At 73.5% G+C, this 21,944-nt stretch carries 18 protein-coding genes; 1 reads left to right on the top strand and 17 read right to left on the bottom strand.

Annotation, left to right across the window (positions count from 1 at the left end; translation table 11 throughout):
- Positions 1–25 precede the first annotated feature (25 nt).
- The 13 genes from C7M71_RS32960 to C7M71_RS21180 all read right to left on the bottom strand — a co-directional run bounded on the left by C7M71_RS32960 (position 26) and on the right by C7M71_RS21180 (position 17,032).
- On the bottom strand, positions 26–3,094 hold the full coding sequence (locus C7M71_RS32960) for a helix-turn-helix transcriptional regulator (RefSeq protein WP_114914474.1): 3,069 nt from the start codon (positions 3,092–3,094) through the stop codon (positions 26–28).
- A 113-nt stretch (positions 3,095–3,207) separates the two neighbouring features.
- The gene (locus C7M71_RS21235; protein WP_114914473.1) at positions 3,208–3,432 is read right to left on the bottom strand and encodes a hypothetical protein; all 225 of its coding nucleotides are present in this window, start codon (positions 3,430–3,432) and stop codon (positions 3,208–3,210) included.
- A gap of 269 nt (positions 3,433–3,701) precedes the next feature.
- A complete protein-coding gene (gene gatB, locus C7M71_RS21230; RefSeq protein ID WP_111494850.1) occupies positions 3,702–5,207 on the bottom strand; it encodes an Asp-tRNA(Asn)/Glu-tRNA(Gln) amidotransferase subunit GatB in 1,506 nt (501 codons plus the stop codon).
- A gap of 78 nt (positions 5,208–5,285) precedes the next feature.
- Positions 5,286–5,543 carry a hypothetical protein gene (locus tag C7M71_RS21225; RefSeq protein ID WP_229758831.1) on the bottom strand — a complete coding sequence of 86 codons (258 nt, stop codon included), beginning with the start codon at positions 5,541–5,543 and terminating at the stop codon, positions 5,286–5,288.
- Entirely contained in the window at positions 5,540–7,033 is a 1,494-nt protein-coding gene (gene gatA, locus C7M71_RS21220; RefSeq protein ID WP_111494848.1) for an Asp-tRNA(Asn)/Glu-tRNA(Gln) amidotransferase subunit GatA, read from the bottom strand. The genes C7M71_RS21225 and gatA overlap by 4 nt, the downstream gene beginning before the upstream one ends.
- A gap of 6 nt (positions 7,034–7,039) precedes the next feature.
- A complete protein-coding gene (gene gatC, locus C7M71_RS21215; RefSeq protein WP_111494846.1) occupies positions 7,040–7,336 on the bottom strand; it encodes an Asp-tRNA(Asn)/Glu-tRNA(Gln) amidotransferase subunit GatC in 297 nt (98 codons plus the stop codon).
- Between the two features lie 340 nt (positions 7,337–7,676).
- A complete protein-coding gene (locus C7M71_RS21210) occupies positions 7,677–9,593 on the bottom strand; it encodes a putative bifunctional diguanylate cyclase/phosphodiesterase (protein ID WP_229758830.1) in 1,917 nt (638 codons plus the stop codon).
- Positions 9,594–9,961: 368 nt separating this feature from the next.
- On the bottom strand, positions 9,962–12,235 hold the full coding sequence (ligA, locus tag C7M71_RS21205; RefSeq protein WP_111490191.1) for an NAD-dependent DNA ligase LigA: 2,274 nt from the start codon (positions 12,233–12,235) through the stop codon (positions 9,962–9,964).
- Positions 12,236–12,263: 28 nt separating this feature from the next.
- Complete coding sequence (locus tag C7M71_RS21200; protein ID WP_265737669.1) at positions 12,264–13,274, bottom strand: methionine synthase; 1,011 nt, start codon at positions 13,272–13,274, stop codon at positions 12,264–12,266.
- 39 nt (positions 13,275–13,313) lie between these two features.
- Positions 13,314–14,003: an SDR family oxidoreductase gene (locus C7M71_RS21195; RefSeq protein ID WP_111490190.1), complete on the bottom strand. Its 690-nt coding sequence runs from the start codon at positions 14,001–14,003 to the stop codon at positions 13,314–13,316.
- A 30-nt stretch (positions 14,004–14,033) separates the two neighbouring features.
- Positions 14,034–14,579: an LOG family protein gene (locus C7M71_RS21190; protein WP_111490189.1), complete on the bottom strand. Its 546-nt coding sequence runs from the start codon at positions 14,577–14,579 to the stop codon at positions 14,034–14,036.
- Between the two features lie 102 nt (positions 14,580–14,681).
- Entirely contained in the window at positions 14,682–15,818 is a 1,137-nt protein-coding gene (mnmA, locus tag C7M71_RS21185) for a tRNA 2-thiouridine(34) synthase MnmA (RefSeq protein WP_111490188.1), read from the bottom strand.
- 26 nt (positions 15,819–15,844) lie between these two features.
- Entirely contained in the window at positions 15,845–17,032 is a 1,188-nt protein-coding gene (locus tag C7M71_RS21180; RefSeq protein WP_111490187.1) for a cysteine desulfurase family protein, read from the bottom strand.
- Between the two features lie 121 nt (positions 17,033–17,153).
- Between C7M71_RS21180 and C7M71_RS21175 the strand changes: the two genes are divergently transcribed.
- The gene (locus C7M71_RS21175) at positions 17,154–17,990 is read left to right on the top strand and encodes an IclR family transcriptional regulator (RefSeq protein WP_111490186.1); all 837 of its coding nucleotides are present in this window, start codon (positions 17,154–17,156) and stop codon (positions 17,988–17,990) included.
- Here C7M71_RS21175 and C7M71_RS21170 read toward each other — a convergent pair.
- From C7M71_RS21170 to C7M71_RS21155, 4 genes are read right to left on the bottom strand one after another with little or no spacing between them, the layout of a single operon-like run.
- Positions 17,926–18,585: a trimeric intracellular cation channel family protein gene (locus C7M71_RS21170; RefSeq protein ID WP_111490185.1), complete on the bottom strand. Its 660-nt coding sequence runs from the start codon at positions 18,583–18,585 to the stop codon at positions 17,926–17,928. The two genes, C7M71_RS21175 and C7M71_RS21170, sit on opposite strands and share 65 nt — an antisense overlap.
- A 57-nt stretch (positions 18,586–18,642) precedes the next feature.
- A complete protein-coding gene (locus tag C7M71_RS21165) occupies positions 18,643–19,722 on the bottom strand; it encodes an ABC transporter ATP-binding protein (RefSeq protein WP_111490184.1) in 1,080 nt (359 codons plus the stop codon).
- 56 nt (positions 19,723–19,778) lie between these two features.
- Positions 19,779–20,897 carry an ABC transporter ATP-binding protein gene (locus C7M71_RS21160; RefSeq protein ID WP_111490183.1) on the bottom strand — a complete coding sequence of 373 codons (1,119 nt, stop codon included), beginning with the start codon at positions 20,895–20,897 and terminating at the stop codon, positions 19,779–19,781.
- Positions 20,894–21,892 (bottom strand): ABC transporter permease, encoded by a 999-nt coding sequence (locus C7M71_RS21155; protein ID WP_111490182.1) that lies wholly within the window; start codon positions 21,890–21,892, stop codon positions 20,894–20,896. The genes C7M71_RS21160 and C7M71_RS21155 overlap by 4 nt, the downstream gene beginning before the upstream one ends.
- Positions 21,893–21,944: the final 52 nt, after the last annotated feature.

Below are 21,944 nucleotides of genomic sequence, written 5' to 3'. Positions count from 1 at the left end.
GCCCCGGCCGCCGACGCCCAGCCCCTCAGACGCCCCCCACCACGGCCACACCGTCCCCCGGGAACAACCGCATCCGATGCGCCACCGCCGCCGCCTCACCCCGGCCGCCGACGCCCAGCTTGGCCAGGATGTTGGAGACATGCACGCTGGCCGTCTTGGGCGAGATGTAGAGCTCCTCGGCGATCTGCCGGTTGGTCCGGCCGAGGGCCAGCAGCCGCAGTACGTCCCGCTCCCGGGCGGTGAGCCCCAGCGCCGCCACCGGGTCCTCGGCCGTACGGGCCGCCGCAGCCGCCAGCCGGGTGGCGCCGCCGTCCACGGCCAGCCGGGCCCGCTCCGCGAAGAGCGCGACCTCGCGCAGCAGGCGGACGTCGTCCCGGATCCGACCGACCGCCTCGGCCTCCCGCAGCAGGGCGCCCGCCTCCTCCCGGGCCCCGGCCGCCGCATGCGCCTCCGCCGCCCGCAGCAGCGCCGATGCCAGCGGGTACGGCCGGCCGATCGAGCGGAGCACCTCCAGCGCGGGGAGCCAGTTATCGGGCGTGTCCCGGCCCTCGGCGCGGGCGAGTTCGGCGTCCAGCAGCAGGGCCCAGCCCTGGTAGAGCGGCACCGCCCGGGAGAGCGGCGCCGCCGCGGCCCGGACCTGGGCCAGCACCTCGGCCCGGCCGGGGTCGGCGGCGGGCAGGCCCCGGGAGTCGGCCTCGGCCGCCACCCCGTGGACCAGCAGCGGCCAGGCGTACTGCTCGAATCCGACCGGGAAGCCGTCGCCGGCGGCGGCCAGCAGCTCGGCCCGGGCGTCGGCGAAGCGGCCGGTGCGGGCGGCGAGGCGGAGTGCCAGGTCGGCGGCGGGCAGCAGCTTCTGCGGCTGGGCGGTGTTGGCCCGGTTGCGGGCGCCGACCAGATGGCGGCCCGCCTCCGCCGGGTCGTCCCGGAGCAGCGCCAGCTCACCGCGCAGCCGCTCCAGGAAGTCGTCGTTGACGGTGTCGGCCGGCGGGTCGTCCGTCTCGGCGAGCAGCCGGGCGGCCTCCTCGTGGTGGCCGAGCGAGATCAGCGGCTCGGCGAGGTTGCCGGTCATCATGGCGCCGTTGTAGCGGATCATCCCGTACCGCCGGGAGAGCTCCAGGCCCTCCCGGGCGACCTGCACGGCCTCCTCGGACCGCCCCAGCTGCTCCAGCAGCGAGGCCAGGTTGTTGACGGCCCGGCAGTGCAGGTCGGGGTCGTCCAGCTCGGCGGCGCCGGCGCACACCTCGCGCAGCCCGGCCAGGCCCGCCTCGGTCTCGCCGAAGTCGCAGCGCAGGGTGCCCAGGGTGAGCAGGGCGTGCAGCTCCACCGTCCGGGCGCCGACCTCGCGGGCGATGGCGGCGGCGCCCTCGGCCACCTCGATATGGGTGCGCGTCGGGCAGGTGAGCATGCCGTCGGCGGCGATCCGGCTGAGCACATCGGCCTGGACGGCGGTGGCGCGACCGCCCTCCACCAGGGCGCGGGCGTGCTCCAGCTCGGGGCGGCCGAAGGTGCCGTTGTAGTAGCGCACGGCGCGGCCGCGCTGAAGCCAGAACCAGGCCGCGCGATGCGGGTCGGTGCGCTCGTCCACCTGCCGCAGCGCCATCTTGATGAACCGCAGGCCCCGGTCGCGGTCGCCGGCCCGCCGGGCGGCGACGGTGGCCTCGGCCAGCACATCCGCGAAGCGCAGCCGCTCGCAGTCGTCGTCGCAGGTGCCGGGGTCGCAGCTGCACGGCGGGTATGACTCGTCGGCGTAGTCGTAGGCGCGCAGCCCCAGCAGGACCTGGTCGGGTACGTCGTCCCAGAGCTCCAGCGCCCGCTCCAGCATCCGCAGCTGCTCGGCGAAGGCATTGCGGCGGCGGGCCTCACGCCCGGCGTGCAGCACGGCGGGGAGCGCCCGGGCCGGGTCGTGGGCGTGGTACCAGTAGCTGGCCAGCCGGGCGGCCCGGACATCGCAGCGGACCAGGGCGGGGTCGGCCTCCAGCGCGTCGGCGTAGCGGCGGTTGATCCGGCTGCGCTCGCCGGGCAGCAGGTCGTCCACCACGGCCTCGCGGACCAGGGCATGGCGGAAGCGGTACCCCTCGCCCTCCGGGTCGGGGACGAGGATGTTGGCGCCGACGGCGGCCCGCAGCGCCTCGATCAGGTCGTCCTCGGGCAGCGCCAGCACGGCGGCGAGCAGGCCGTACTCGACGCTGGAGCCGCCCTCGGCGGCGACCCGGACGACGGTCTGCGCCCGCTCGGGCAGCGCCTCCACGCGGACCAGCAGGATGTCGCGGAGCGACTCGCTGAGGCCGACGTCGCACCCCTCGGTGGCGCAGCAGGCCAGCTCCTCGACGAAGAAGGGGTTGCCCTCGGAGCGGCGGTAGATGCGGGAGACCAGCTCGCGGTCGGGGGCTGCGGTGCCGAGGATCCCGGCGAGCTGCTGCTCGACCTCGGCGCGGGCCAGCCGGGGCAGCTCCAGCCGCTGGACGGTGCGCATCCGCTCCAGCTCGGCCAGGAAGGGCCGCACCGGGTGGCGGCGGTGCAGGTCGTCGGTGCGGTAGGTGGCGACGACGACCACCCTGGCCCGGTGCAGGGTGCGGATCAGGTAGGCGAGCAGTTCCCGGGTGGAGCGGTCGGACCAGTGCAGGTCCTCCACGGCGAGCACCAGGGTGCGGTCGGCGGCGAGGCGCTCGAAGAGCCGGGCGGTGTGCTCGAAGAGCCGGGCGCGGCCGTACTCGTCATTGGCCTCGGGCGCGGCCTCGCCGAAGTCGGGCAGCAGCCGGGCGAGCCGGCTCTCATGGCCGTCGGCGGCCTGCTCCAGCTCGCTGCCGAGCGCCCGGTGCAGTCGGCGCAGGGCGGTGACCAGCGGCGCGTACGGCAGGCCCTCGGCGCCGACCTCCAGGCAGCCGCCGGTCGCGGTGACGGCCCCGGCCGCGCAGGCGGACGTCAGGAACTCCTCCAGCAGCCGGGTCTTGCCGACCCCGGCCTCGCCGCCGATGAGCAGGGCCTGCGGCAGCCCGGTGTCGGCCCGCCCGAGAGCCTCGGCGAGGACGGCCGACTCGCGGCTGCGGCCGACGAACACGGGGCTGACGGATAGGTGCTCCACGTCGCCGAGCATGCCACAAGGGTCTGACAGCGGCCGGAGGATTTCGGCGCCGCCCGGACGGCCGGAGGGGAGGGCGCCCTGGGCGTCCCTCCCCTCCGGCCTCGCCGCCGCCGGCGGCCGGGCGGTCAGCACTCGCCCAGCCTGGTCGGCGCCGACTCCGCACGGCTCGGGCGGGTGGTGCTGGCCAGCCGGCGCAGCAGCCCTGGGCGGCGCTCCGCCCGCCCGGCCTCCGCCCGCTCGCTCCGGGCGCGCTCACGCCGGGCGGCCCGGGCCTCGCTGACCAGCCGCTCATGGGCGGCCCGGCGCTCCAGCTCCCTCGCGCGGTAGTGCATGAACTCGTAGTCCATCATGGCGGTGCCCCCTTCGGGATTCCCTGCTCCGGCCGGGTCGGCCGGGCTGTCGTCCTACCGAGGAGACTCCTCGCCCAGGGGGGTGCGCCGCATCGGCAGGGTGCCGCATCTTCCCGGGCCCGGGGGGCTTAGAGCGGTGGCCGGGATGGCTCAGAGCGTGGATACGACGGCGCCGCCGCCCCCGATTCGGGGCGGCGGCGCCGCTGTGGCCGGGGTACTCAGCGTCCGAGCAGCCGGTCCGAGTACCTGGTACCTAGGGAGGTCCGTCCTCAGCCCTGGACCCCGAGCCGATCCAGGATCAGCTCCTTGACGCGGGCCGCGTCGGCCTGGCCACGGGTGGCCTTCATGACCGCGCCGACCAGGGCGCCGACGGCGGCGACCTTGCCGGAGCGGATCTTGTCGGCGACACCGGGGTTGCCCGCGATGGCCTCGTCGACGGCCGCACCGAGCGCGGAGTCGTCGGAGACCACGGCCAGGCCGCGCTTGGCGACGACCTCGTCGGGCTCGCCCTCGCCGTTCAGCACGCCGTCGATGACCTGGCGGGCCAGCTTGTCGTTGAGGGAGCCCTCGGCGACCAGCGCGCAGACCCGGGCCACCTGGGCCGGGGTGATGGGCTGGGCGGTGAGGTCGGTGCCGGTCTCGTTGGCCCGGCGGGCCAGCTCGCCCAGCCACCACTTGCGGGCCTGGTCGGCGGGGGCGCCGGCGGCGATCGTCTCCAGGATCGGGTCGATGGCGCCGGCGTTCAGCACCGCCTGCATGTCCTTGTCGGACAGGTCCCACTCCTGCTGGAGCCGCTGGCGGCGCAGCCTCGGCAGCTCGGGCAGCCCGGCCCGCAGCTCCTCGACCCAGGCGCGGGACGGGGCGACGGGCACCAGGTCGGGCTCGGGGAAGTAGCGGTAGTCCTCCGCCTCCTCCTTGATCCGGCCGGAGGTGGTGGACCCGTCCTCCTCGTGGAAGTGGCGGGTCTCCTGGACGATCGTGCCGCCCTCGGAGAGCACGGCGGCATGCCGCTGGATCTCGAACCGGGCGGCGCGCTCCACCGAGCGCAGCGAGTTGACGTTCTTGGTCTCGGAGCGGGTGCCGAACTTCTCCTGGCCGATGGGCCGCAGCGACAGGTTGACGTCGCAGCGCATCTGGCCCATCTCCATCCGGGCCTCGGAGACGCCCAGCGCCTTGATCAGCTCGCGCAGCTCGGCGACATACGCCTTGGCGACCTCGGGGGCCCGGGCACCGGCTCCGGTGATCGGCTTGGTGACGATCTCGATCAGCGGGATACCGGCCCGGTTGTAGTCGACCAGGGAGTACTCGGCGCCGTGGATGCGGCCGGTGGCGCCGCCGATGTGGGAGGACTTGCCGGTGTCCTCCTCCATGTGGGCGCGCTCGATCTCGACCCGGAAGGTCTCGCCGTCGACCTCGACGTCCAGATAGCCGTTGAAGGCGATCGGCTCGTCGTACTGCGAGGTCTGGAAGTTCTTCGGCATGTCCGGGTAGAAGTAGTTCTTCCGGGCGAACCGGCACCACTCGGCGATCTCGCAGTTCAGCGCCAGGCCGATCTTGATCGCCGACTCCACGCCCACGGCGTTGACCACCGGCAGCGAGCCGGGCATGCCCAGGCAGGTCGGGCAGACCTGGGAGTTGGGCTCGGCACCGAAGGCGGTCGAGCACCCGCAGAACATCTTGGTGGCGGTGCCCAGCTCGACGTGGACCTCCAGGCCCATCACCGGGTCGTACGACGCCAGGGCGTCCTCGAACGACACCAGGTTCACGACGCTCACAGCGTCCCCTTCTTCACATTCACGGAAAAGTTCTGGGGGAGCCGACCGGTGTGCCCACCGGCCGGCTCCGGCGCGGGCTCAGCCCAGCAGGATGTCGTCGTCGCCGAGCTGCTTGAGCTCGCGGATCAGCAGCGCGGTGCTGGTGACCAGGGCGACGGCGGCGACGACGGCGTTGACCAGCTTCAGGGTGTCACGCTCGCCCCGGGCCGCCCTGGCGTCCCGGATGACGCCGATGGCGCCGAAGGCGCTGCTGCCGATACCCAGGTACAGGCCGGGTCTGCTGTGCTTGAAGCCCTTGAGCTTCGCTGCCTTGCTCTCCTTCACGGAACTGCTCACAGTGCCGGTGCCTCCTCCAGCAGGGGGTGTCCCCACTTCTCGGTGAATGCGGCCTCGACCGCACCGCCTACCCGGTAGAGGCGGTCGTCCGCCATCGCGGGGGCGATGATCTGCAGGCCGACCGGGAGATTGTCCTCCGGCGCCAGGCCGCAGGGCACGGACATCGCCGCGTTGCCGGCCAGGTTCGACGGGATGGTGCACAGATCCGCGAGGTACATCGCCATCGGGTCGTCGGCGCGCTCGCCGATCGGGAAGGCGGTGGTGGGGGTGGTCGGCGAGACCAGCACGTCCACCCCGGCGAAGGCCGCGTCGAAGTCCCGGGAGATCAGGGTGCGGACCTTCTGCGCCGAGCCGTAGTACGCGTCGTAGTAGCCGGAGGAGAGGGCATAGGTGCCGAGCATGATCCGGCGCTTGACCTCGGGGCCGAAGCCGGCCTCGCGGGTCAGCGCGGTGACCTCCTCGGCGGACCGGCTGCCGTCGTCGCCCACCCGCAGGCCGTACCGCATGGCGTCGAAGCGGGCCAGGTTGGAGGAGGCCTCGCTGGGCGCGATCAGGTAGTACGCGGGCAGCGCCAGGGTGAAGGACGGGCAGGAGACCTCGACGACCTCGGCGCCCAGCTCGCGCAGCAGCTCCACCGACTCGTGGAACCGCTGCATCACGCCGGCCTGGTAGCCCTCGCCGCCGAACTCCTTGACCACGCCGATCCGCATACCCCGGATGTCGCGCCGCTTGGCCGCCTCGACCACCGGCGGCACCGGGGCGTCGATGGAGGTGGAGTCCAGCGGGTCGTGCCCGGCGATGGCCTGGTGCAGCAGCGCGGCGTCCAGCACCGTGCGGGCGCAGGGGCCGCCCTGGTCCAGCGAGGAGGAGAAGGCCACCAGGCCGTAGCGGGAGACCGCGCCATAGGTCGGCTTGACGCCGACCGTGCCGGTGACCGCTCCGGGCTGGCGGATGGAGCCGCCGGTGTCGGTGCCGATCGCCAGCGGCGCCTCGAAGGCGGCCAGCGCGGCGGAGGAGCCGCCGCCGGAGCCGCCGGGGATGCGGGAGAGGTCCCACGGGTTGCCGGTGGGGCCGTAGGCGCTGTTCTCGGTGGAGGACCCCATGGCGAACTCGTCCATGTTGGTCTTGCCGAGGATGACGACGCCGGCCTCCTTGAGGCGGCGGGTCAGGGTGGCGTCGTACGGCGGCACCCAGCCTTCGAGGATCTTCGAGCCGCAGGTGGTGGGGACGCCCTTGGTGGTGAAGACGTCCTTCAGCGCCAGCGGGACACCGGCCAGCGGGCCCAGCTCCTCGCCACGGGCGCGCTGGTCGTCCACGGCGCGGGCGGCCTTCAGCGCGCCCTCGGTGTCGACGTGCAGGAAGGCGTGCACCTTCTCGTCCACGGCGGCGATGCGGTCCAGGTGCGCCTGGGCGACCTCGGTGGCGGAGACGTCGCCGGAGGCGATGGCGGCGGCGGTCTCGGCCGCCGTGTACCGGATCAGGTCGGTCATGGTGGGTCAGTCCTCCCCAAGGATCTGCGGCACACGGAAGCGCTGCTCCTCTGCGGCGGGTGCACCGGAGAGCGCCTCGGCCGGGGTCAGCGACGGCCGCACCTCGTCCGCCCGCATGACATTGGTCAGCGGAAGCGGGTGTGAGGTCGGCGGGACGTCCTGTCCGGCGACCTCGGAAACGCGGGCGACCGCGCCGATGATCACGTCGAGCTGCTCGGCGAAGTGGTCGAGCTCTTCGGCCTTCAGCTCCAGACGCGACAGCCGGGCGAGGTGGGCGACCTCCTCGCGCGTGATGCCTGGCATGCAGCGATCCTCAGGGTGAGTTCTGGTGAGGCCGGTCGCGGCGGACCGGCCCGGACGGCGGCCCGCACGGCCGACCCGTCCTCTTCTCTGTGCGCCCCATCCTATGGCCCCGCCGTACGTCAAGGGGCCGGGCGCCTGCCCATCCTAGGGAGGCGCCGCCGCGCGGGGCAGCGGCATTCCGGGGGCGCGGGAGCAGCGAACCATGCGCGGATTCATAGAGTTGCGCAACCGCCGGCTGCGGGTCGCCGGGGCGGCGGTAGGGAGATGGGGCTGCGGGTCGCCGGGGCGGCGGAGGGGAGATAGGGCTGCGGGTCGCCGAGGCGGCGGTCAGGAGATGGGGCTACGGGGGGCGGGGGCTGCGGTTGGGGGGCGAGACGGCGGTCGGGAGATGCGGGTGCGGGGATGACGGGCGACGGGCAGCAGTGCGGGGCGCGGTGGGGATGGGGCTCCCGGCTGCGGGGGCGCGGGGACGGGGGCGCGCGGGCACTGCGGCGGTCGGGAGATGCGGGCGCGCGCGGGGGTGGTGGTCAGGGGGGTGGGGCGGCGGTGGGGAGGTGGGTGTCCGGGGCCGGGAGGGGTGGGAGGGCGGGGCGCGGTAGGTCCCAGGGGCCGCGGCGGGGGTCTCCGGCAGGGCGGGGCGGACGACCCGCTCGGCGGGCGGCAGGGCGGCCCGACGCACCCGCAGCCAGGCGGACGCCTGGTCGGCGGGGAGCGCGGCGGAGACCAGCCAGCCCTGTACGGCGTCCACGCCCAAGCTGTGCAGCTGCTCCCAGGTCTCGTCGTCCTCCACGCCCTCGGCGACCACGGTGAGCCCCAGCGAGTGCGCCAGTTCCACCGAGCACCGCACCACCGCCGCGTCATGGTCGTCGGCGACCATCCGGGAGACGAACGACCGGTCGATCTTCAGCTCGCCGACGGGCAGGCTGCGCAGCCGTACCAGGGAGGAGTGCCCGGTGCCGAAGTCGTCCAGGGACATCCCCACCCCGTGGCGGCGCAGCTCGTCCAGGGTGTCGGCGGCCCGGCGGGAGTCGTCCAGCAGCAGCCGCTCGGTGATCTCCAGCTGGAGGGCCTGTGGCGGTACGGCGTGCCGGGCGAGGCGGTCGGCGACGCCCGCCGCGAACCCGGGGGTGAGCACGTCGCGAGGCGAGACATTCACCGCGACCTGCACCTCCAGGCCCTGGGAGCGCCACTCGGCGAGCTGGCGGACGGCGGCGTCCAGGACGTAGTCGGTGAGCCTGGGCATCAGGCCGCTGGACTCGGCGAGCCCCACGAACTCCTCCGGGCTGATCCGGCCCCGACCGGGCCGGTCCCAGCGCAGCAGCGCCTCCAGGCCGACCACCCGGCCGTCGAAGGCGACCTTGGGCTGGTAGTGCAGCTCGACCTCGCCCGCCTCCAGTGCGCGCCGCAGGTCGCCGAGGAGCCCGACCCGGATCGGGGTGTCGGCGTCGCGCTCCTGGTCGTACACCTCCACGCCGGTACGGCCGCGCTGGGCGTGGCCCATGGCGACGTCGGCGCGGCGCAGCAGGGTCTCGGCGTCGCCGGCGTGGTCGGGGAAGATGCAGACCCCGGCGCTGGCCTCCAGGACCAGCAGCAGCCCGTCGAGGCTGCTGGGTGCGGCGAGTTCGGCGATCAGGGCGCGGGCCAGCCGCTGGAGGGTGACCGAGCAGCCGACGCCGGGCAGCAGGACGGCGAACTCGTCGCCGCCCATGCGGGCCACCACCACGCGCCGGCCGCCCTGCACGGCGGGCGGCAGCACCGAGAAGGGGTCGCTGCCGCGCCGCCCGCCCGGCACCGCACCGGGCAGCAGCTCGCCGCTGCTGAGGGCGGCGTGCAGCCGGTGGGAGATCTGGACCAGCAGCCGGTCGCCGGCGGCGTGGCCCAGGGTGTCGTTGAGGGACCGGAAGCGGTCCAGGTCCAGCAGGATCAGCCCGACCCGGCCGACCGGAGCCGGTGGGGGCACGCTGCTGCCCTCCGCGATGGCGGCCCGGGCGGCGAGCAGCAGGGCCTGACGGTTCGCCAGTCCGGTGAGCGGGTCGGTGAGCTGGTCGCGGGCCCGGTCGCGGGCGATCCGCCAGGCGGCGACCAGGACCGCGAGCGGCACCGCGAAGAGCGGCAGCAGCTCCGCCTCATACCGCGCGACCAGGATGGCGAGCGGAATCAGCGGGGCGGCGCCCGCGAGCAGGATGCCGAGCAGCAGTGCCGCACCGGTCACCCCGTGCAGTGGATAGGGGGATGCGTCCCTGGAGTGCCGTTCCATGCGCAGATCCTCCGTCGGTCCCCGCCCCGCCGAGCCGCCCCTGCCTGCCTGTGCCGCTGCCCGGTGCCTGACCCGTCGTCCGGTCCCGGAGTCGCACATCTCCCGGACCACGGCGGCGCAGGGCGGCACCGCCCGCACGGTCGAGCGGCTGCTCACAGTGCGGGTGGTGGGTGCCTCACCTGGTGATCTCCGCACGCGACAGCGCTGTCGCCGCGCCCCGCTCGCGCGGGCAGGCTGCGTTCAAGGGTAAATCCATGTACGGGGCACGGGCAGGGTTTCGGACATCCGAACGTGCACTACCACGGAGCGGTGTCATCCGGTAACCCAGTGCACCAATTCTCCTCGCATCCGAGGGAGGTGACTCCGGATCAGTCCTCCTCGGCGGTGGGCAGCCCCAGCAGGGCGCGGGCGGCGTCCGGCCCCTGCTCCAGCAGGACGGCGAAGCCGTCGTCGTCCAGCACCGGCACGCCCAGTTGCACGGCCTTGTCGTACTTGGAGCCGGGGTTCTCGCCGACCACCACAAAGGCGGTCTTCTTGGAGACCGACCCGGTGACCTTGGCGCCCCGGGAGACCAGGGCCTCCTTGGCCCCGTCCCGGGTGTGCGAGGCGAGGGTGCCGGTGACGACCACGGTCAGGCCCTCCAGCGGGCGCGGCCCCTCGTCGGCGACCGCCTCCTCCTCCAGCCGGACGCCGGCGGCCTCCCAGCGCCGGACGATCTCGCGGTGCCAGTCCTCGGCGAACCACTGGGTGATCGCCGCCGCGATGGTCGGCCCCACGCCCTCGGTGGCGGCCAACTCCTCCTCGCCGGCCTCGCCGATCCGCTCCAGGCTGCGGAACTCCCGGGCCAGCGCCTGCGCGGCGACCGGGCCGACATGGCGGATGGACAGCCCGTTGACGAACCGCCAGAGCGGTCGCTGCTTTGCGGCCTCCAGATTGTCCAGCAGCAGCTGGGCGGTCTTCTTGGGCTCGCCCTTGGTGGTGGCGAAGAAGGAGACCACCTTCTCCTTGCCGGTGCGGTCGTCCAGCTTGGGCAGGCCCGACTTGGGGTCGCGGACCAGCACCCGGATGGGCAGCAGCTGCTCCATCTTCAGGTCGAAGATGCCCGCCTCGTCGGCCAGCGGGGGGTCGGCCGGTTCCAGCGGCTGGGTGAGGGCGGTGGCGGCGACATAGCCCAGCCCCTCGATGTCCAGCGCCTCACGGCCGCCGAGGTAGGCGATCCGCTCCCGGATCTGGGCCGGGCAGTGCCGGGCGTTGGGGCAGCGCAGGTCGATGTCGCCCTCGGACATGGGCCGCAGCTCGGTGCCGCACTCATGGCACTCCCGGGGCATCGTGAACTCCTGCTCGGTGCCGTCCCGCAGGTCCTCGACCGGGCCCAGGATCTCCGGGATGACGTCCCCCGCCTTGCGGAGCACCACGGTGTCCCCGATGAGTACGCCCTTGGCCTTGACCACCTCCTGGTTGTGCAGGGTGGCGTACTGCACCATGGAGCCGGCCACCTTCACCGGCTCGGCCAGCACCGCATACGGCGTGGCCCGGCCGGTGCGGCCGATGCCGATCCGGATGGAGGCCAGCTTGGCGGTGACCTCCTCCGGCGGGTACTTCCAGGCGATGGCCCAGCGCGGGGACTTGGAGGTGGCGCCCAGGCGGCCCTGGAGGGCGATCTCGTCCACCTTGACCACCACGCCGTCGATCTCGTGCTCGACGGAGTGCCGGTTGTCGCCGAAGTACGCGATGAACTCCTTGACCTCGGCCAGCGAGCCGACCACCTTGTTGTGCCGGGCGGTCGGCAGCCCCCAGGCGTGCAGCAGGTCATAGGCGTGCGACTGGCAGTCCAGGTCGAGCCCCCGGCGGGCGCCGATGCCGTGCACCACCATGTGCAGCGGGCGGCCCGCGGTGACCTGCGGGTCCTTCTGGCGCAGCGACCCGGCGGCGGCATTGCGCGGGTTGGCGAAGAGCCGGACCATCGCCAGCGGTCGCCTGCCCTCGGCGGTGCGCTGCTCGTTCTCCGCCTTGCGGCGCTCGTTCTCGGCGGCCAGCGCGGCGTTCAGCTCGGTGAACTTCTCGGTCGGCAGATAGATCTCGCCGCGGATCTCCACCAGCTCCGGAGCGGGGTGCCCGCCGTCGGTCCGCAGCATGTCGGGGATCTCGGCGATGGTGCGGACATTGGCGGTGATGTCCTCACCGGTGCGGCCGTCGCCCCGGGTGGCGGCGCGGACCAGCCGCCCGTTCTCATAGGTGAGGTTGACCGCCAGGCCGTCCACCTTGAGCTCGCAGAGGAAGTGGTACGGGATGCCGTCCAGCTCCCGGGCGATCCGCTCGGCCCAGGCGTCCAGCTCCTCGTCGTTCATCGCGTTGTCCAGGCTGAGCATCCGCTCCAGATGCTCGACCTCGGCGAACTCGTTGGAGTAGGCGCCGCCGACCTTCTGGGTGGGCGAGTCGGGGGTGCGGAGCACCGGATAGCGCTCCTCCAGCCCCTCCAACTCCCGCATCAGCGTGTCGAACTCGGCATCGCTGACGACGGGCGCGTCCTTGACGTAGTAGCGGAAGCGGTGGTCCTCGATCTCCTGCGCCAGCGTGGAGTGCCGCTCCCGGACGTCCGCCGGCACCTCCGCCAGGTCCACGACCTTGCCGTCACCGGCCACGCGAGCCTCCCAAACCTCGATACGCCTACTACTCCGGCGTGTCCGCCAGGCTCCTGGCCGCCGTGACGCTCTGTGACAGCACACGGCGGGCGTAGGCCGGGGATGCCCCCGCCAGCCCGCAGCTCGGCGTCACCACGACTCGGCGGGCCAGCGACTCGGGGTCGAACCCCAGCCTGCGCCACAACCTCCTGACAACAGCGACACTACCGGCAGGGTCCGACAACGCGGCGTCGGTGCCGGGGAGAACCCCGGCCAGGATGCGCGTGCCGCCCTCCACCGCCTCCCCCACCGCATCGTCGTCACGCTGGGTCAGCAGGGTCAGGTCCAGCGAGACCGCCGCCGCACCGGCCCGCCGCAGCAGCGCCAGCGGCACCCCCGGCGCGCAGCAGTGCACCGCGACCGGTGCGTCCACCGCCCGGACCACCCCGCGCAGCACCTCCTCGGCGATCTGCCGGTCCACCGCCCGCAGCCGCTGGAAGCCGCTGGCCGTACGGACCTGCCCGGCCAGCGCGGCGGGCAGCGAGGGCTCGTCCAGCTGCACCACCACCTCGGCGCCGGGCACCCGCCGCCGTACGTCCGCGAGGTGCCTGCGCAGCCCCTCGGCCAGCGACCCGGCGATGTCCCGGCAGGCGCCCGGGTCGGCGAGGGCCTTCTCGCCGTGCTTCAGCTCGATCGCGGCGGCCAGCGTCCACGGCCCGACGGCCTGCACCTTCAGCGGGCCCGTCCAGCCCTGGGTGAACTCCTCCAGCGCGTCCAGGTCCTCGACCAGCCAGGAGTTCGCCCGCCGGGTGTCCCGCCCGGGCCGGTCGGCGAACCGCCACCCCGACGGCTCCACCTGCGTATACAGCTCCACCAGCAGCCCGGCACCGCGCCCGATCATGTCCGCGCCGGGCCCCCGCGCGGGCAGCTCCGGGAGGTGCGGCAGGGCGTCAAGCTCGCCGACGACGGTCCGGGCGGCCTCCCGGGCGTCGGTGCCGGGCATCGAGCCGACGCCGGTCGCGGCGGCCAGCAGTTCGGGGAAGGGGTGCTCAGTGCTCACCCCGGAAGGTTACGAGACCGCGGGGCCCGCCGGGCACGGTCAGTGGCCCGGGCGGACCGACAGGTCGGTGATCTCGGCGTCGCGGGGCAGGTCGAGGGCGGTGAGGACGGTGGTGGCCACCGACTCGGGGTCGATCCAGGCGTCGGGCCGGTACTCCTTGCCCTCCTGGGCGTGCACCTTCTCCTGCATCGGGGTGGCGGTGCGGCCCGGGTGGACACTGGTGACCCGCACCCCGTGGGCGTGCTCCTCGGCCCGCAGCGCGTCGGCCAGCGCCCGCAGGGCGAACTTGCTGGCCGCGTACGCGCCCCAGTGGGCGTCGGCCCGCAGCCCGGCGCCCGAGTTGACGAAGACGACCTGGCCCCGGGCCTGCCGCAGGGAGGGCAGCAGCAGCCGGGTGAGCTCCGCCGGGGCGACCGTGTTGACGGCCAGGGTGTGCTGCCAGACCTTGGCGGACAGCTCCCCCACCGTGCCCAGCTCGACCACCCCGGCCACCTGGAGCAGCGAGTCCAGCTCCACCGGCAGCTCCTGCTGGCCGAACGCCCAGGAGAGCCGCTCCGGCTCGGCCAGGTCGCCGACCAGCGTACGGCTGCCGGGGAACCGCTCGCGCAGCTCCTTGGCCCGCCGGGCGTCCCGGGCCAGCAGCCAGAGCTGCTCGCCGCGCCCGGCCAGCCGCCGCGCGACCGCCGCGCCGATGCCGGACCCTGCCCCCGTGATCAGATGCGTACCCATGGTGCGATTCCTACCATGGACGGCTCCGGCTCAGGCGGCCGACGCCTCGCCTGCGGCCTCCAGGTAGGCCAGCGCGGAGTCGGCGTCCTCGGCGAAGAAGACCAGCTCGTCCAGCGGCCGGGGCAGGAACCCCTCGGCCGCCATCCGGACCAGCTGACTGCGCAGCCCGGCGAAGAAGCCCGCGCTGTCCAGCACCACCACCGGCTTGGTGTGCAGGCCGTGCTTCTTGAGCTCCAGCACCTCGGTCAGCTCGTCCAGCGTGCCCAGGCCGCCGACCAGCACCACGATGGCGTCGCCCCGGGCCAGCAGTGCGGCCTTGCGCTCGGGCAGGTCGCGGGCCATCACCAGTTCGTCGGCGCCCCGGTAGGTCTTGTGGGCCAGCAGCTCGACCGAGATCCCCACCAGCCGGCCGCCGGCCTCCTTGACGCCGTCGGCGAGCACGCCCATCAGCCCGGCGTCCGAGCCTCCCCAGACCAGGGTGTGGCCGCGTTTCCCGAGCAGGGCGGCGAACTCCTTCGCCGGGGCGGTGTAGCGGTCGTCGAGGGCGGCTGCGGAGCAGAAGACGGTGATATCCATGGTGTTCCCAGAGGTATCACGGCCGCCGAGCCGGATGCCACGGGGTTCCCCGCCCGCTCCGTCAGCCCGGTCCGTCGGCGCCCGCTCCGTCAGCCCGCTCCGTCAGGCGGGCGCGGTGCTGCGCCGCTCGGTGGCGGCGATGGTGGCCGAGCCGACCACCCGGGTGCCCTGGTAGAGCACCACCGCCTGACCGGGCGCGATCCCCCGGGCCGGTTCGGCGAGGCGTACCCGCAGCTCGCCGCCGGCCGGTTCGGCGGTGACCCGGACCTCGCCGCCGTGCGCCCGCAGCTGGGCGGTGTACTCGCCGGGGCCCGCCGGGGCCGGGCCGCACCAGCGCGGCTTGACGGCGGTGAGCGCCACCACCTCCAGCGCGTCCGCCGGACCCACCGTGACCCGGTTGTCCACCGGGGAGATGTCCAGCACATAGCGGGGCTTGCCGTCGGCCGCAGGGCGGCCCAGCCGCAGGCCCTTGCGCTGGCCGATGGTGAACCCGTACGCGCCCTCGTGCTCGCCGACCTTGGTGCCGTCCAGGTCCACGATGTCACCGGTGGCGGTGCCCAGCCGCTGGGCCAGGAAGCCCTGGGTGTCGCCGTCCGCGATAAAGCAGATGTCGTGGCTGTCGGGCTTGCGGGCGACCGCCAGGCCCCGGCGCTCGGCCTCCTCGCGGATCGACTCCTTGGGGGTGTCGCCGAGCGGGAAGAGCGCATGCGCCAGCTGGTCGGCGTCGAGTACGCCCAGCACATACGACTGGTCCTTGGCGGCGTCCACGGCGCGGTGCAGCTCGCGCCCGCCGGGGCCGTCCGCGATCCGCGCGTAGTGGCCGGTGCAGACCGCGTCGAAGCCGAGCGCCAGCGCCTTGTCGAGCAGCGCCGCGAACTTGATCTTCTCATTGCAGCGCAGGCAGGGGTTGGGGGTGCGGCCCGCCGCGTACTCGGCGACGAAGTCGTCGACCACGTCCTCCCGGAACCGCTCGGCCATGTCCCACACATAGAAGGGGATGCCGATGACGTCGGCGGCCCGCCGCGCGTCCCGGGAGTCCTCCAGGGTGCAGCAGCCCCGGGCGCCGGTACGGAACGACTGCGGGTTGGCGGAGAGCGCCAGGTGGACGCCGGTCACCTCATGGCCGGCCTCGGCCGCCCGGGCGGCGGCGACGGCGGAGTCCACCCCGCCGGACATCGCCGCCAGGACACGCAGCGGGCGTCCGCTCGCGGCGGCAGGGGTCGCAGGGAAGTCACTCATGATGGCCACCAGGGTACGGGTCGAGGTCAGCGGCGTGCCGAGGCGAGCCCGGCGTTACGGGCCCGCTGCACCACCGGCCCGATGGCCTCCGCCAGCGCCGCCACATCGTCCGGGGTGCTGGTATGGCCGAGCGAGAAGCGCAGCGAGGCGCGGGCCAGGTCGGGGGCGGCGCCGGTCGCCAGCAGGACATGGCTGGGCTGGGGCACCCCCGCCGAGCAGGCGGAGCCGGTGGAGCACTCGATGCCGCGGGCGTCCAGCAGCATCAGCAGCGCGTCGCCCTCGCAGCCGGGGAAGGAGAAGTGCGCATTGGCCGGGAGCCGCCCGTCCGGGTCCGGATCGCCGTTGAGCACCGCGTCGGGGACGGCCGCCAGCACCACCGCGACCAGCTCGTCCCGCAGGGCGGCGACGGCCTTGGCGTGCTCGGCCTGCCGCTCCACGGCGATCCGGGCGGCGGTGGCGAACCCGGCGGCGGCGGGCACATCCAGGGTGCCGGAGCGGACGTCCCGCTCCTGGCCGCCGCCGTGCAGCAGCGGGACGGGGGTGAAGGAGCGGGCGAGCACCAGGGCGCCGACCCCGTACGGGCCGCCGACCTTGTGCCCGGTGACGGTCATCGCGTCCAGCCCGGACTCGGCGAAGGAGACCGGCACCTGACCCAGCGCCTGCACCGCGTCGGAGTGCACCGGGATGCCGTACTCATGCGCCACCGCCGCGAGTTCGGCGACCGGCTGCACGGTGCCGACCTCGTTGTTGGCCCACATCACGGTGACCAGCGCCACCGACTCCGGGCCGGCGCCGCCCTCGATGGCGGCGCGCAGCGCGTCGGGGTGCACCCGGCCGACCGGGTCCACCGGCAGGTACTCGACCCGCGCGCCCTCGTGGTCGCCGAGCCACTGCACGGTGTCCAGCACCGCGTGGTGCTCCACCGGGCTGCACAGCACCCGGGTGCGGGCCGGGTCGGCGTCGCGCCGCGCCCAGTAGAGGCCCTTGACCGCCAGGTTGTCGGACTCGGTGCCGCCTCCGGTGAGGACCACCTCGCTGGGTCTGGCACCGAGCGCGCGCGCCAGCGCCTCCCGGGACTCCTCGACGACGCGCCTGGCGCGTCGTCCCGCCGCGTGCAGGGACGACGCGTTGCCGGTGCTGCCGAGGTGCGCGGTCATGGCGCTGATCGCCTCGGGGAGCATCGGAGTGGTCGCCGCATGGTCGAGATAGGGCATGGCTCACCAATTCTAGGGCCCGTCGAACTCGCCAACGACCGTTGCGCCCTGCGCAACCGCTCGCTAACGTGCTGCCCCACCGGCATCCGCAGGGCCCGCGAGGTCCGCACAGGGGGGCGCCATGTCGCAGTCCGTGGACCGGGCGCTGACCGTACTGGCCTCGCTGGCCGACGGCCCGACCTCGCTGGACCAGGCCGCCAAGCGCCTGGGCGTGCACAAGTCGACCGCCATGCGGCTGCTGCACACCCTGGAGGAGCACGGCTTCGCGCACCGCCAGGACGACCACCGCTACCGGCTGGGCGGCCGGCTCTTCTCGCTGGCCCAGTCGGCGCTGGAGGGGTTCGACGTCCGCCGGGTGGCCTCGCCGTACCTGGTGGCCCTCAATGAGCGCTACGGCCACACGGTCCATCTCGCGGTGCTGGAGGACGGCGAGGTGATCCATGTGGACAAGGTGGAGAGCCGCTATCCCGTGCCGCCGCACTGCTGGCTCGGCGGCGCCTCGCGGATCGGCCGCCCGGCCGCGCCCACCGCCGCCGCCTCGGCCAAGGTGCTCCTTGCCGACCTGCCCGAGGAGCAGCGCCGCGAGCGGGTGGCCGCGCTGGACTTCCCGGCCCACACCAGCCGCTCCATCCGCTCCCCGGAGGAGTACCTGGCGGAGCTGGACGCGGTGCGGGAGCAGGGCTGGGCCCGGGACCTCGGCGAGGTGGACGAGACGGTGAACGCGGTGGCGGTGCCGATCCGGGGGGTCGGCGACCGGGCCATCGCGGCCTGCTCGATCTCCGCCCCGGCCGCGCCCCCGGCGGGCCCCGACGGGCTGCCGCCGGTCCTGGCCGACCTGCTGCCGGAGCTGCTCTGCACCGCCGAGGCGATCTCCCTGGCGTACGGCGGGCGGCCTACTCTTCGCTGGTGCGAGAGCCGATGCGGTGCCAGGCCCGGGGCGCGCGCCAGCCGTACCTGAGCGCCAGCATCCGCAGTGCGAAGGCGACCAGGGCGGCGCCGGTGCCGGTGACCGGGCCCAGCGCATGGGCGGCGATCAGCACCGCCACCAGGATGGCCGCCGCCAGGGCGGGCACCGCGTAGATCTCCCGGTCCCAGCGCAGCAGCGAGGGCACCTCGTTGGCCAGCACGTCGCGGATCACGCCGCCGCCCACGGCGGTGGCCACCCCCAGCGCCACCGAGGCGACCGCGCCCAGCCCGTAGTCATGCGCCTTGGCGGTGCCGGTGACGGCGAAGAGGCCCAGGCCGAGGGCGTCCAGGGACTGCACGGTCCAGTTGATCCGCTCCACCTCGGGGTGGAGGAAGAAGACCACGACGGCGGCGGCCAGCGGGGTGATGAAGTAGCCGATGTCGGTGAAGGCGGCCGGCGGCACCGCGCCGATGATCAGGTCCCGCAGCACGCCGCCGCCCAGGCCGGTGGCCTCCGCGAGCATGGCGATGCCGAAGATGTCGAGGTTCTTGCGCACCGCCAGCAGGCCGCCGGAGAGTGCGAAGACGAAGATGCCTGCGATGTCCAGGGTGTGCTGGACGTCATGGCTGAAGAGCTGCGAGGTCACATCAGAGTTGTACCGGGCGGGTGCGCGATGCGCGCATCCCGCCCGGCAGGGCCGCGGTCATCCGGCGACTGCGGCCGTCTCCTCCCTGCCCTCGCTCCCCGGGGCGTTCTCCGGGAAGTGGCAGGCAACCTGGTGGCCGGTGAGCAGCGCCGTCAGCGGCGGCTCCTCGGTGGCGCACTTCTCCTGGGCCTTCCAGCAGCGGGTGCGGAACCGGCAGCCGCTCGGCGGGTTGATCGGCGACGGCACGTCGCCGGTCAGCAGGATGCGCTCCCGCTTGGCCTTGCGCTTGGGGTCCGGCACCGGCACCGCCGACATCAGCGCGGTGGTGTACGGGTGCATCGGGCGGGAGTAGAGCGCGTCCCGGTCCGCCAGCTCCACGACCTTGCCCAGGTACATCACGGCGACCCGGTCGGAGACGTGCCGGACCACCGAGAGGTCATGGGCGATGATCAGGTAGGTCAGGCCCAGCTCGGCCTGGAGGTCGTCCAGCAGGTTGACCACCTGCGCCTGGATGGAGACGTCCAGCGCCGAGACCGGCTCGTCCGCCACGATCATCTTCGGCTTGAGCGCCAGCGCCCGGGCGATCCCGATGCGCTGCCGCTGGCCGCCGGAGAACTCGTGCGGATAGCGGTTGTAGTGCTCCGGGCTGAGGCCGCAGAGCTCCAGCAGCTCCTGCACGGCCCGCTTCACGCCGCCCTCGGTCTGCACCTTCTGCAACCGGAACGGAGCACCGACGATGGTGCCGATGGTGTGCCGGGGGTTGAGCGACGAGTAGGGGTCCTGGAAGATCATCTGGATGTCGCGGCGCAGCGGCCGCATCTTCCCGGTGGACAGGTGGGTGATGTCCCTGCCCTCGAACTCGATCGTCCCGGCGGTCGGCTCCATCAGCCGGGTGACCAGCCGCCCGGTGGTCGACTTGCCGCAGCCTGACTCACCGACCACGCCCAGGGTCTCACCGGGCGCCACCGTGAAGTCGACTCCGTCCACCGCCTGCACGGCACCGACCTGACGGCGCAGCAGCCCCTTCTGGATGGGGAAGTGCTTGGTCAGTCCGGTCACCTTGAGCAGCGGCTCTCGGTCGGACGCCGGGGCCGGGGCCGGGGTCTCCGGCTTGGCCGCGCTCTCGCTGTCCGTCATGATCGGGTCTCGTCTCCTCGACGTCGTGCTGGTTCCCGAGCGGTCGCCCCGGCGGCTCAGAGCCGCGGCGCGACCTCCTCGGTGAAGATGCGGTGCCGCAGCTCGGCGGACATGTGGCAGGCCGCCAGGTGCCGGCCGTCGTCGCCGACCTGGTTGAGCCTGGGCACCTCGGTGCGGGATCGGCCCTCGGTGCGGTCGGCGTACGGGCAGCGCGGGTGGAAGGCGCAGCCCTCGGGCACGTTGATCAGGCTGGGCGGGGACCCCTTGACCGGTACCAGCCGGTCCTGGAGCTCGCGGTCCAGGCGCGGCATGGAGCCCAGCAGACCCCAGGTGTACGGGTGCTCGGGGCGCTCGAAGATGTCCGCCGCCGGGCCCTTCTCCACGCACTTGCCGCCGTACATCACCAGGATGTCGTCGGCCAGCTCGGCCACCACGCCCAGGTCGTGGGTGATGATGATGACCGCGGAGCCGAACTCCTTCTGGAGATCCCGGATCAGGTCCAGGATCTGGGCCTGCACGGTGACGTCCAGGGCGGTGGTGGGCTCGTCGGCGATCAGCAGCGACGGGTCGTTGACCAGGGCCATGGCGATCATGGCGCGCTGCCGCATACCGCCGGAGAACTGGTGCGGGTAGTCGTCGACCCGCTTGTCCGGCTGCGGGATGCCGACCCGGTCGAGCATCTCCACGGCACGCCGCTTGGCGTCCTTCTTGGAGACGCCGGGGTGGTGCGCCCGGTATGCCTCCACGATCTGCGCGCCCACCGAGTAGTAGGGGTGCATCGCGGTCAGCGGGTCCTGGAAGATCATGGCCATCTTCTGGCCGCGCAGCTCCCGGACCCGGTCGGGGGAGGCGCCGATCAGCTCCTCGCCGTCCAGCCAGACCTCGCCGGTGATCCGGGCGTTGCGGCTGCGGTTGCCGCCGGCCTTGTGCAGGCCCAGGATCGACAGCGAGGTGACGGACTTGCCGGAGCCGGACTCGCCGACGATGCCGAGGGTCTTGCCCTTCTCCAGCCCGAAGGTGAGGCCGTCGACGGACTTCACCAGGCCGTCGTCGGTGGGGAAGTGCACCCGCAGGTCGCGGACCGCCAGGTACTCCGAGGGCGCTTCGGCGGCGGACTCCACGGCGTGCCCGGTGGACCTGTCGGGGGCGCCGGAGGTCTTGGTCAGCTTGCTCATCCGAGCCTCACCCGGGGGTCGACGACTGCGTAGAGGAGGTCAACCACGAGGTTGGCCATGACGATGAAGAAGGCGGCGAAGAGGGTGACACCCATGATCACCGGCAGGTCGCTCTGGGCGATGGCCTGGACGGCCTCGTAGCCCATGCCCCGGAGGTTGAAGGTCGACTCGGTGAGCACGGCGCCGCCGATCAGCGCGCCGATGTCCAGCCCGAAGATGGTGAGGATGGGGGTCATCGTGGAGCGCAGGGCGTGCTTGCCGATGACCGTCCGCTCCTTGAGGCCCTTGGCCCGGGCCGTCCGGATGTAGTCCTCGCCCAGGACCTCCAGCAGCGTGGCCCGGGTGAGCCGGGCGTAGGTCGCGGCATAGAGGAAGGCCAGGCTGATCCAGGGGAGCATCAGGTTCTGCGCCCAGGCCACCGGATCGTCGCCGAAGTCGACATAGTCGTTGGGGAACCAGCCGAGTGTGTGGACGAAGACCGACAGCGCCAGCAGACCGGTGAAGTAGATCGGCAGCGAGACGCCGGCCAGGGCCGTCACCATGGTGGCGCGGTCCAGGAAGGTCCGGCGGCGCAGCGCGGAGACGATGCCGGTCGCGGTGCCCAGCAGCAGCCACAGCACCGAGGCGCCGGCGGCGAGCGAGCCGGTGACCGGGAGCCGGTTCAGCAGCAGCGGCCACACCTCCTGCTCGGTCTTGAAGGAGTAGCCGAGGCACGGCGCCGCGCAGTGCGTGATGTCAGCCCCCTGGCTGTAGTCACGCCCTACGAAGATGCCCTTCAGAAACAGGCCGTACTGCTCGATGATCGGCTTGTCGAGGCCCATCTTGTGGCGGATGCCTTCGACAGCGGCCTTGTCGGCGATCTTTCCGACGTAGTACAGGGCCGGATCGCTACCGGTGAGCTTCGGCACCATGAAGAAGATGCCGAAGGTGATCGCGGAGACCACCAGCAGCAGGACGGCGACGTTGACGAGCCGTCGGATGAGATACACGAGCACTGCGCTCGGCCCCGGTAAGGCCTTCACCTGCCCTTCGGACTAGCTGTGCGAA

Origin of the sequence: Peterkaempfera bronchialis, from assembly GCF_003258605.2 — a bacterium.
Lineage (GTDB): Bacteria > Actinomycetota > Actinomycetes > Streptomycetales > Streptomycetaceae > Peterkaempfera > Peterkaempfera bronchialis.
Note: the sequence above shows the minus strand (reverse complement) of the source record. Positions and strands in the feature narration are given on the sequence as shown.